Raw genomic sequence first — 11,300 nt, forward strand, 5'->3', positions numbered from 1 at the left:
GATCCTTACGCTTTAGAAGACAATTCTTCGATGGTGTGGAATTGGTTGGTGTAAATACAGATATCCCCGGCAATGCTCAGCGACTTCTCAACGATGTCACGAGCGCTCAGTTCTGTATTTTCCAGCAACGCGCGAGCAGAAGCCTGAGCGTAAGGACCACCGGAGCCGATAGCAATCAGGTCATTCTCAGGCTGAATCACGTCGCCGTTGCCGCTAATGATTAGCGAGGCATTTTCGTCAGCGACGGCCAGCAGCGCTTCAAGGCGGCGCAGCATACGGTCAGTACGCCAGTCTTTCGCCAGTTCTACGGCGGCTTTGACCAGATGGCCCTGGTGCATTTCCAGTTTGCGTTCGAACAGCTCAAACAGCGTGAAGGCGTCAGCCGTACCGCCCGCAAAGCCTGCGATCACTTTGTCGTTATACAGGCGACGCACTTTCTTCACGTTGCCCTTCATCACGGTATTTCCCAATGTGGCTTGACCATCACCACCAATAACGACCTGGCCGTTGCGGCGTACACTTACAATTGTTGTCACGAGCAGTTCCTCGTTGCAGACGGAAAAGATCCCCGCACTCTTGTGTTACACATCAGTGTCACACAAGAGCACGAGGCATATTGAAGTTATAGATTGGGGAGGAAAATAGGTTTTCAACCCCCAGTTGCGAGGGGAATGCAACCGGAGATGCCAGCGTTTTTAAGACGCGACAGGGTGCCGTCAGCGCCAGCACGATTATTGTAAGGGCCGATAACGACGCGATTCCAGCCGCCACCGGTGGTGATTCGGCCTTCAAAACCTTCAAATGCCAGCTTGGCGCGCTGCGATTCTGCCTGCTCGCTACCTTTGAAAGAACCGCACTGAACCATAAAGCGCTGGGTTTTTTCCTGCTCTTTCGGTTTGTCCTTCGGTTTTTCCGGCGCGACTTCAGTAATGGCAGCAGGTTGCTGCTGAGGCTGCTCTTTCGGTTTCGGCTTCGGCGCCACAGGCTGAGTTTGTGCCTGAGTCTGAGGAGCACGAACCGGCTGCTGCGTCTGCTGCACGTTTCTCGGCGTAGTCTGCTGAGTATTGTGCTGCACATTCTGTTGCTGCTGTTGCACAGGCTGCCGCTGAGTGTAGGTCGGCTGCACGTTCTGTTGAGAATAAGTCTGCTGAGGCTGCTGCGTATACGGCTGTTGCGACGTGGTCTGACGTTGGGCAGGCTGCGTGCGCGTCGCCTGCGTTGGGTCGTTATACGGCACTTCGGACAGCGTGGTCGGCTGCTGGCGCATGTCGGCCTGCATCTGGTCCAGCAACTGGCGCTGTTCCGGCGTCAACTGCGTTTTAGTCTGCACATTGCCACCCGCCGTCGGCTCAGTCGGGGTAGACACGCCCATCTGACGATTTTCCAACTCTTTGATATAACGCCAGCGTTCTTCAGGTTTTGGCGGCAAGCCGTTGCCCGGCCGAACAGGGTGCGTCGGCAGAATCGCTGCATCTTCAGGTTTATTGTGCGTAATAAAATAGAGGCCACCAATGAACACCACCAGGACCGCAACGGCTAATACCACCATGGTTTTGGAGATCATCGGGGAACTGCGTTTTTTTCGGCTAGTTGGTTTCCGCCGCGCTCCTGAGCGCCCACGGCTTACATAGTCTCTTTGTGCCACTATCGTTTCGCTGCGTCGTAATGATGGAAGAAGTGCGTCATGTTACTGAACCTTGAACCTTATCTGAAACGAAAACTTAATGAAGTATAAACATATAATTAGCGTTTGGGTGCGGCGGTACTACCGCGGATGACCAGTTCGCTTTCCAACAAACGTGAGCCACTTTGTACTGAATGCCCATTGAGCTGCTCAAGCAATAATAACATGGCCTGACGACCAAGCTGGAATCTTGGTTGAGCCACCGTGGTTAAAGGCGGGTCGAAGTACTGACTTTGCTTGATATCATCAAAGCCTACCACCGATAAATCTTCTGGAATGCGCAGACCCATCTTCTTGGCCTGGAACATCGCGCCGATAGCCATCACGTCGTTGTGGCAGAAAATCGCCGTTGGCGGCACTGGCTGCGACATCAAATCGATCAGCGCCAGCGCGCCCGACTCATAGCTAAAATCGCCTTTCGCCGAGTAGTCTGCTTCCACATTTAATCCACTGCGGCGCAGCGCCTGAATATACCCCTGAGTGCGGTACTGACACAGCGGCATTTGGTCCGGGCCGGTAATGCAGCCAATGCGCTGATGGCCCAAGCCAATCAAATAATGCACGGCTTCATAGGCGGCGGTCAGGTTATCAATGTGCACGGTCGGCAATTCCAGCTCTGGCGCGAATTCATTGGCCATCACCATTGGCGGCAAATTGCGCTGTTCTTCTTTGCTGGCGTCGAAAGGCAGGTCCGAGCCGAGCAGCAGCATACCGTCAATCTGCTTAGTAATAATCAGATTAATAAAGGTTTTCTCTTGCTGGTTCTGCTGGGCGCAATCGCCAATCAGCACCAGATAACCATGTTCAGCCGCGGTGTGCTCGATCCCTTGGATCACATCCGCAAAGTAGGGATCGCAGATGTCGGGGACGATCACCAGAATAGTGCGGGATTCGTTGCGTTTTAAGTTCCGTGAAAGGGCGTGAGGAGAATATCCAACGGCGAGCACCGCCTGCTCGACCTTTTGGCGAGTGGGCGCTGAGACCTTTTCCGGATTCATTAATGCACGAGATACCGTCGCGGTCGAAACACCGGCCATTTCAGCTACGTCTTTCATCGTCGCCGCGTTTAAATCTTTCTTCTCGTCCAACGCATCTCCCCTTGCAACAGCATCATTCTGATACGACAACATGGATGTTCCTCTCAACGCGACACCCTTCTGGGTGCGCCTAACCTATCCGGCTTTTGGCGGCTGCGTAGCTCATCACATTCTAAACAGATTGTGGTTAGGATTTGTTACCTAATTTGCATCAAAAGTGTGACGCAGATGCTTTTTTTAGATCCATCCCGCATAAATGCAATCGATTAGCTGTCGATAGGGTCGACATCCAGCGTCCATTTAACCTTTTTCGCTTGGGGCAGGGCGTTAATCAGCGACTGCGAGCTTTTCAGCAGCTGCTGCAAAACGCGGCGTGAAGGGTGCTGCAATAAGAGCTGCCAGCGGAAACGGCCGTTGCGCTTGGCGGCCAGCGCCGGGACGGGGCCGAGTATCCACAGCGACTCATCTTTTAGCGGGCTGGATTCCAGCAAATTGCGTAACTGCTGCAAGAACAGTTGGGATTGCTGATTATCGTGATCCTCGGAGCGAATCAGAATATGGCTGGTGTATGGCGGTAAAAAGACGCTTTTACGCTCGGCCAGCGTCTGCTTGGCGAAGGCGTCATAGCCCTGCTCCAGCAGCACTTTCAACAGCGGATGCTCCGGATGGTGGGTTTGTAGCACCACCTCCCCCTGCTTGCCAGCGCGGCCCGCGCGGCCTGAAACCTGGGTATAAAGCTGGGCGAATCGCTCGGCGGAGCGGAAATCAGCTGAGAACAGCGCGCCATCGACATCCAGCAAGGAGACCAGCGTGACGTCGGGGAAGTGGTGCCCCTTAGCCAGCATCTGCGTGCCAATCAGGATGCGCGCGCCGCCGCGATGCACTTCCGCTAGATGCTGCTCCAGCGAGCCTTTGCGGCTGGTGGTATCGCGGTCGATACGGGTAATTGGCGTGTCGGGGAACAGCGGGGCAAGCTCCTGCTCGAGCTGCTCTGTGCCGACACCCACCGAAACCAGCTGCGTCGAGCCGCAGTGCGGGCACTGGTGCGGCACCGCGCGCTGGCTGTCACAGTGGTGGCAGCGCAGCTGACGCTGGTTTTGGTGCAGGGTGTAGTAGTGGTCGCAGCGCTGGCACTCGGCTATCCAGCCGCATTCGTGACACAGCAGCGCGGGCGCGTAGCCCCGGCGGTTAAGGAACAGCATCACCTGATTATCGGCTTTCAGATGCTGCTGCATGCGCTGGATCAGCGGCTGAGAAAGGCCAACCTTGAGTGGCATGCCTTTTAAATCAATCAGCTGCTGCTGTGGCGGCTTGGCATTACCGGCGCGCTTGGTGAGTTTTAACTGGCGATATTTGCCCAACTCGACGTTGTTGAGTGTCTCGAGAGCCGGCGTCGCCGACCCCATAATGATCGGAATATTTTCTTCGTGGGCGCGGAACACGGCCAGATCGCGCGCGTGGTAGCGCCAGCCTTCCTGCTGCTTATATGAGCCGTCGTGCTCTTCATCGATGATGATCACGCCCAGCCGGGCAAAAGGGGTAAATAAGGAGGAGCGGGTGCCAATCACAATCCCGGCTTCGCCATTGCGGGCGCGCAGCCAGACGGCGAGGCGTTCGCTGTCGTTCAGGCCAGAGTGCAGCACGTCCACCGGGGCGCTAAAACGCTCGCGAAAGCGCGCGATAGTCTGTGGCGTCAGGCCGATTTCCGGCACCATCACCAGCGCCTGTCTCCCCTGCGCCAGAATATTTTCCAGCACGCTTAGATAGACTTCGGTTTTGCCTGAACCCGTCACACCGGCCAAAAGCCATGCCGAGAACTGCTGATCTTCGCTGCGAATCGCCCCGACGGCGGTGGCCTGTTCGGTGTTTAATCGCAGGCGTTCGCCCACCACGCTGAAGTCGCTGCGCCAGTCGTGAGTCTCGGGCGCAATGCTGCGCAGGTCGGCCAGCCCTTTGGCCCGCAGAGCCTGTAGCGCAGCGTCGGTTAGCTCAAGGTCGCTGACCTGATGGCGATAAATTCCGCCCTGCATTAAGGCCGCCATCGCCTGCTGCTGTTTCGCCGCGCGTTTTAAGCTCTCAAGGGGCGTCGCCCGCCCTTGTTCGGTGGCGAACCACTGCCACAGCGGGGTTAATTCAGCAGGCTTTCCCTGTCTCAGTAAGACGGGCAGGGCGTGGAACAGCACTTCGCCAAGGGGAAAATGGTAATAGTCGGCGGCCCACAGCAGGATGCGCCATAAATCTGGGGTAAACAGGCTGGAGGCGTCGAGCACCTCGCGCACCGGTTTGAGCTTGTCGATGCCAAACTCGCTGCTGTCGCTGACCGCGACGACAATGCCAATTGCATCGCGTTTACCGAAGGGTACGCTGACGCGACAGCCTTTTACTACCACCATGCCATCAGGCAAAAGGTAGTCAAACGTGCGGGCGAGCGGGACGGGTAAAGCAACGTGGGCAACAGGCATTAAGGGGTCCAGACTTTAAAAAAATGACGAGATAGTGTACACTGTGTCGTTCGAAATGCATGAACATCATTGCGCGGCATAAATAGATTCTGTATGATTCGCCGCCTTTGGTGCATTTCGCATCAAAACCTAATCATCCACTACGCGTGGTGTCCGACGAAACAGGGTTGGATAGCGACGCGGCCTTAAGAAGAGGTTTTCCCATGAAAGACGGTATCCATCCTAAATACGTAGAAGTTACTGCAAACTGCTCATGCGGTAACGTGATCAAAACTCGCTCAACAGTGGGTCACGATCTGAACCTGGACGTTTGTGGTAACTGCCACCCGTTCTATACTGGTAAACAACGTGAAGTTGCTACCGGTGGCCGTGTTGACCGCTTCAACAAGCGTTTCAGCGTGCCATCCAGCAAGTAATATTTGCTGTAGAGCAAGAAAAGGCGCCAATGGCGCCTTTTTTGTTGCCTGCTATTTAGCAAAAGGTTGGTAAACCACAACCCGTTTCACTAAAACGCTTCGCTTATCCATTTCACGCACAGCCTGCACGAACAGAGCTCTCTTCCACTAAAACGCTCTTCCACTGAAAAACACTCTGCCACTAAAAATGATCCCTGCACGGCGTGGCCGCACAGGTCTTCATCATCAGCTTTTACTTAGTATTCCCAAGTATCAGGGTCAACGCCCAGCTCGCGCATCAGGATTTTCGCTGCTTCTGGAATTTCATCGCTGCGCTCTTTACGCAGGTCTGCATCGTTCGGCAAAGGCTGGCCGGTAAAGGCATGCAGGAAAGCCTCACACAGCAATTCACTGTTGGTCGCATGGCGCAGGTTGTTCACCTGACGGCGAGTACGTTCGTCAGTGAGAATTTTAAGAACCTTCAGCGGAATGGATACCGTGATTTTTTTTACTTGCTCGCTTTTCTTACCGTGTTCAGCGTAAGGGCTGACATATTCGCCGTTCCACTCAGCCATGGGACACCTTAAATTTATCAAAAAAAATAATGTTCTGAAAACCGGGGGATTATGCCCGATTTTCACTGATCTCACTAAATAAATGTCCCTTCAGGACCGGTAATTTCAGAGAAATGTGCGCTGGGTTATTCATTCAGCCACTGAATGCCAGTCCGGCTCTTCCACGCTGCACAAGGCCAGAGGACTCTGATACCTACAATTTTAGCGGGTATTCCCCTGACGCTCAATCTATACGCAAAGAAGTTTAGATGTCCAGATGTATTGACGTCTATCTTGTCAGCGATTAATCTTTGTTACCTCATCCTCAGCACCCCCGGCAGGGAGAAACAACGTATGACGCTCAAGCAAGCGACGATAGCCGTCGGAAGTGGCCTCAATAGTGACCAGCAATATGGCTGTGTGGTTCCACCGATTAACCTTTCCAGCACCTATAATTTCGAAGATTTTAATCAGCCACGAGCCCACGACTACTCCCGACGCGGTAACCCGTCGCGCGATATCGTGCAGCGCGCGCTGGCTGATCTCGAAGGCGGTGCCGGTGCGGTAATGACCAGCAGCGGCATGTCGGCCATTCATCTGGTGTGTACGGTGTTTCTTAAGCCTGGCGATCTGCTGCTAGCGCCTCACGACTGCTACGGCGGCAGCTACCGCCTGTTCGACAGCTTGAGCAAGCGCGGTGCCTATCGCGTGAAGTTTGTGGATCAAGGCGACCCGCAGGCTCTGGCGGCGGCGCTCGAGGAAAAACCTAAGCTGGTGTTGATTGAAACCCCAAGCAATCCGCTGCTGCGCGTGGTAGATATTCAGGCCATTTGCGATGCTTCGCACGCGGTCGGTGCGCTTACCGTGGTGGACAACACCTTCCTCAGCCCGGCTTTACAACAGCCGTTGAAACTTGGCGCGGATTTAGTAGTCCATTCATGTACTAAATATCTGAACGGTCATTCAGACGTGGTGGCTGGTACGGTGATTTCGAAAACTGCCGAGCACGCGACCGAACTGGCGTGGTGGGCGAATAACATCGGCGTGACCGGTGCGGCTTTCGACAGCTATTTATTACTGCGCGGCCTGCGCACGCTCACCGTGCGCGTGAAACAGCAGCAGGAAAATGCGTTAGCTATTGTTGCTTATTTACAGCAGCAACCGCAGGTGAAAAAGCTGTATCATCCTTCTCTGCCAGAAAACCAAGGGCATGAGATCGCTCGCCGCCAGCAGTATGGTTTTGGCGCGATGATCAGTTTTGAATTCGACGGAGATGAAGCCCATTTGCGTCATTTCCTCTCGGAATTGAAGTTATTTACCCTCGCGGAGTCTCTGGGCGGGGTGGAAAGTCTGATATCCCACACGGCCACCATGACTCACGCAGGCATGGCACCTGAAGCGCGCAAAGCGGCGGGGATTTCCGACAGTTTGCTCAGAGTTTCTGTAGGTCTCGAAGACAGTGAAGATTTGATTGCTGATCTGGAACACGCATTCCAGGCAGCGGCAACGAGGTAAGAATGAATGCAATAGCGGTAGCAGCGCCGGCAGGAAGTCGGCAGTTGCACAAATTTGGTGGTAGCAGTCTGGCCGACGTGAAATGTTATTTGCGCGTGGCTGGGATCATGGCCGAGTACGGCAATCCGGGCGACATGATGGTGGTGTCGGCGGCGGGCAGTACCACCAACCAGCTGATCAGCTGGTTGAAGCTAAGCCAAAGCGATCGTCTGTCGGCACATCAGGTGCAGCAGGCGCTACGTCGCTATCATACTGAGTTGATCACAGGGCTTCTGCCGCCAGAAATGGCAGAACCGCTTATTGCTCATTTCATTCAAGACCTTGAGCGTCTGGCCGTGTTGCTTGATGGTAAGATCACCGACGCGGTTTACGCCGAAGTGGTCGGGCATGGCGAAGTGTGGTCTGCCCGCCTGATGGCCGCCGTATTGTCGAAAAAAGAGCTTCCTGCCGCGTGGCTCGACGCGCGCGAGTTCTTGCGCGCCGAGCGCGCCGCTCAGCCACAGGTGGATGAAGGTCGCTCTTATCCTTTATTACAGCAACTGCTGGCGCAACATCCTCAGCATTATCTGGTAGTTACCGGCTTTATCTCGCGCAACGATGCGGGCGAAACCGTGCTGCTGGGGCGTAACGGCAGTGACTACTCGGCCACGCAAATTGGCGCGTTGGCGGGGGTGAATCGCGTCACCATCTGGAGCGACGTCGCCGGTGTTTACAGCGCCGACCCGCGCAAAGTGAAAGATGCCTGCCTGCTGCCGTTGCTGCGTCTGGACGAAGCCAGCGAGCTGGCCCGTCTTGCCGCGCCAGTGCTGCATACCCGTACGCTTCAGCCGGTGTCCGGCAGCGATATCGACTTGCAGCTGCGCTGTAGCTATCAGCCGGAACAAGGCTCGACGCGCATTGAGCGCGTGCTGGCTTCCGGCACGGGCGCGAAAATCGTCACCAGCCACGACGATATCTGTCTGATCGAAATCGCTATCCCTAGCGAGCACGATTTCCAGCTGGCGCATAAAGACGTCGAGCTGCTGCTCAAACGCGCGCAAATCAAACCACTGGCCACCGGCATCCACCCGGATCGCAACCTATTGCAGCTTTGCTACACCTCAGAAGTGGTAAACAGCGCGCTGCTGGTGCTGGAAGAGGCCGGTCTGCCGGCGCGTTTATCGCTGCGTGAAGGTTTGGCGATGGTCGCGCTGGTGGGGGCCGGGGTGTGCAAGAACCCGCTGCACAGCCACCGTTTCTATCAAGAACTCAAAGACCAGCCGGTGGAATTCATCTGGCAAGCCGAAGATGGCATTAGTCTGGTTGCCGTGCTGCGTCTTGGGCCAACTGAGCATTTGATTCAGGGGCTGCATAAGACCCTGTTCCGCGCTGAAAAGCGTATCGGCCTGATGCTGTTTGGCAAAGGCAATATCGGTTCGCGCTGGCTTGAGCTGTTTGCCCGCGAGCAGAAAAACATTTCCGCCCGCAGTGGTTTTGAATTCGTGCTGGCCGGCGTGGTGGACAGTAAACGCAGTTTGCTCAACTACGACGGGCTGGACGCCAGTCGCGCCTTGGCCTTCTTTGAAGACGAAGCCCGCGATCACGATGAAGAATCGCTGTTCCTGTGGATGCGTGCTCACCCGTATGACGATTTGGTGGTGCTCGACGTCACCGCCAGCGGCGATATTGCAGACCAGTATCTGGACTTCGCCAGTTACGGTTTCCACGTGATTAGCGCCAACAAACTGGCCGGGGCCTCTGACAGCAACAAGTACCGCCAAATTCGCGACGCCTTCGCCAAAACCGGCAGCCACTGGCTGTACAACGCCACCGTGGGCGCGGGTTTGCCGATTAACCACACCGTGCGTGACCTGCGCGAAAGCGGCGACAGCATTCTGGCGATTAGCGGGATATTCTCCGGCACGCTGTCATGGCTGTTCCTGCAATTTGACGGCACCTTGCCATTTACCGAGCTGGTGGATCTGGCGTGGCAGCAAGGGCTGACTGAGCCTGACCCGCGCGTCGATTTGTCCGGTCAGGACGTGATGCGCAAGCTGATTATTTTGGCGCGTGAGGCGGGCTACGATATCGAGCCGAGCCACGTTCGCGTCGAGTCTTTAGTGCCGGAAGGCTGCGAAACCGGCTCGGTTGACCAATTCTTTGAAGATGGCGAAGCGTTGAATCAGCAGATGCTGCAACGTCTGGAAGCGGCGCGCGAAATGGGGCTGGTGCTGCGTTACGTGGCGCGTTTTGATGCCAACGGTAAGGCGCGCGTTGGCGTGGAAGCCGTGCGCGATGACCATCCGCTGGCGTCGCTGCTGCCTTGCGATAACGTGTTTGCTATCGAAAGCCGCTGGTATCGCGATAACCCACTGGTGATTCGCGGGCCGGGCGCGGGGCGCGATGTTACCGCCGGCGCGTTGCAATCTGACCTTAACCGTTTGAGCCAGCTGCTTTAATTCCTACTATCCCCTTCCGACGCCTGTCGGGAGGGGCTTCATGCCGTTTTTTCCTCCTCGCCAATACTTTATTCCCCAACTTGAAATTCATTCAATTTGAGTGAAGATTAATCATAGTTAGACGCTTTTTTGTCGTTGACACATTTGCTCGCATCCTTCATTGTCTATCCATACGTTTAGGTGTTTAGACGTCTAGATGCTTACAAATCTAGAACAAATCAATAACAAGATGTCGTGAGCCACGAGGTAGAAAGCATGAGTTTTTTCCACGCCAATCAACGCGAAGCTTTGAACCAGAACCTGTCAGAGTTGCAGGGCCAGTTTAACGTCTCTTTTGAGTTTTTCCCGCCGCGCACTAGCGAGATGGAAGACACGCTGTGGAGCTCTATCGATCGCCTGAGCAGCCTTAAGCCGAAATTCGTTTCCGTGACCTACGGCGCGAACTCCGGTGAACGTGAGCGCACGCACAGTATCATCAAAGGCATTAAAGAGCGCACCGGGCTGGAAGCTGCGCCGCATCTGACCTGCGTGGACGCCTCCCGTGAAGAGTTGACGCAAATCGCCCAGGATTACTGGGACAGCGGCATCCGCCACATCGTGGCGCTGCGCGGTGACCTGCCTCCGGGCGGCGGCGTTCCTGAGTTATACGCCACGGATCTGGTGCAATTGCTGAAAGGCGTGGGCGACTTCGATATCTCCGTGGCGGCGTATCCTGAAGTTCATCCTGAAGCCAAAAGCGCGCAGGCTGACCTGATTAACCTGAAACGCAAAATCGACGCGGGCGCTAACCGCGCCATCACCCAGTTCTTCTTCGACGTCGAAAGCTACCTGCGTTTCCGCGATCGCTGTGCCGGACAGGGCATTGATGTGGAAATCGTGCCGGGTATCCTGCCAGTCTCTAACTTCAAACAGCTGACGCGCTTTGCCACCATGACCAACGTGCGCGTGCCGCACTGGATGACGCGCCAGTTCGAAGGCTTAGACGATGACCCGGAAACCCGCAAAATGGTGGGAGCCAACATCGCCATGGACATGGTTAAAATCCTCAGCCGCGAAGGGGTGAAGGATTTCCACTTCTACACCTTGAACCGCGCCGAAATGAGTTACGCCATCTGCCACACGCTGGGGGTGCGTCCGGGCCTTGCCACTCCATTGAGTGCGGCCGTTTAACCATTCAAATCTTATGCATAAAAAAACCGGCTTAATCGCCGGTTT

9 protein-coding genes are annotated in these 11,300 nt (G+C 55.4%); 4 read left to right on the forward strand and 5 right to left on the reverse strand.

Annotated features, from left to right (window positions below; translation table 11 throughout):
• Positions 1-5 precede the first annotated feature (5 nt).
• The 4 genes from hslV to priA form a co-directional block, all read right to left on the reverse strand.
• Entirely contained in the window at positions 6-536 is a 531-nt protein-coding gene (gene hslV / locus V2154_RS22200) for an ATP-dependent protease subunit HslV (RefSeq protein ID WP_353503852.1), read from the reverse strand.
• A 113-nt stretch (positions 537-649) separates the two neighbouring features.
• Positions 650-1,645, reverse strand: coding sequence for a cell division protein FtsN (gene ftsN, locus V2154_RS22205; RefSeq protein WP_353503853.1), 996 nt, complete (start codon positions 1,643-1,645; stop codon positions 650-652).
• 98 nt (positions 1,646-1,743) lie between these two features.
• On the reverse strand, positions 1,744-2,814 hold the full coding sequence (gene cytR, locus V2154_RS22210; protein WP_437342016.1) for a DNA-binding transcriptional regulator CytR: 1,071 nt from the start codon (positions 2,812-2,814) through the stop codon (positions 1,744-1,746).
• 173 nt (positions 2,815-2,987) lie between these two features.
• The gene (gene priA, locus V2154_RS22215) at positions 2,988-5,183 is read right to left on the reverse strand and encodes a primosomal protein N' (protein ID WP_353503854.1); all 2,196 of its coding nucleotides are present in this window, start codon (positions 5,181-5,183) and stop codon (positions 2,988-2,990) included.
• Positions 5,184-5,386: 203 nt separating this feature from the next.
• Here priA and rpmE point away from each other — a divergent pair, with 203 nt between their 5' ends.
• Positions 5,387-5,599, forward strand: a complete 213-nt coding sequence (gene rpmE, locus V2154_RS22220; RefSeq protein WP_353503855.1) for a 50S ribosomal protein L31 — start codon at positions 5,387-5,389, stop codon at positions 5,597-5,599.
• A gap of 236 nt (positions 5,600-5,835) precedes the next feature.
• Here the strand turns inward: rpmE and metJ are convergent, their stop codons facing one another.
• On the reverse strand, positions 5,836-6,153 hold the full coding sequence (gene metJ / locus V2154_RS22225; RefSeq protein ID WP_034794630.1) for a met regulon transcriptional regulator MetJ: 318 nt from the start codon (positions 6,151-6,153) through the stop codon (positions 5,836-5,838).
• A gap of 333 nt (positions 6,154-6,486) precedes the next feature.
• Between metJ and metB the strand changes: the two genes are divergently transcribed.
• The 3 genes from metB to metF all read left to right on the forward strand — a co-directional run bounded on the left by metB (position 6,487) and on the right by metF (position 11,255).
• Positions 6,487-7,647: a cystathionine gamma-synthase gene (gene metB / locus V2154_RS22230; protein ID WP_353503856.1), complete on the forward strand. Its 1,161-nt coding sequence runs from the start codon at positions 6,487-6,489 to the stop codon at positions 7,645-7,647.
• A 2-nt stretch (positions 7,648-7,649) separates the two neighbouring features.
• Complete coding sequence (locus V2154_RS22235) at positions 7,650-10,085, forward strand: bifunctional aspartate kinase/homoserine dehydrogenase II (RefSeq protein WP_353503857.1); 2,436 nt, start codon at positions 7,650-7,652, stop codon at positions 10,083-10,085.
• Positions 10,086-10,340: 255 nt separating this feature from the next.
• The gene (gene metF, locus V2154_RS22240) at positions 10,341-11,255 is read left to right on the forward strand and encodes a methylenetetrahydrofolate reductase (RefSeq protein ID WP_353503858.1); all 915 of its coding nucleotides are present in this window, start codon (positions 10,341-10,343) and stop codon (positions 11,253-11,255) included.
• Positions 11,256-11,300: the final 45 nt, after the last annotated feature.

It is taken from the genome of Ewingella sp. CoE-038-23, from assembly GCF_040419245.1.
Classification (GTDB): domain Bacteria; phylum Pseudomonadota; class Gammaproteobacteria; order Enterobacterales; family Enterobacteriaceae; genus Ewingella; species Ewingella allii.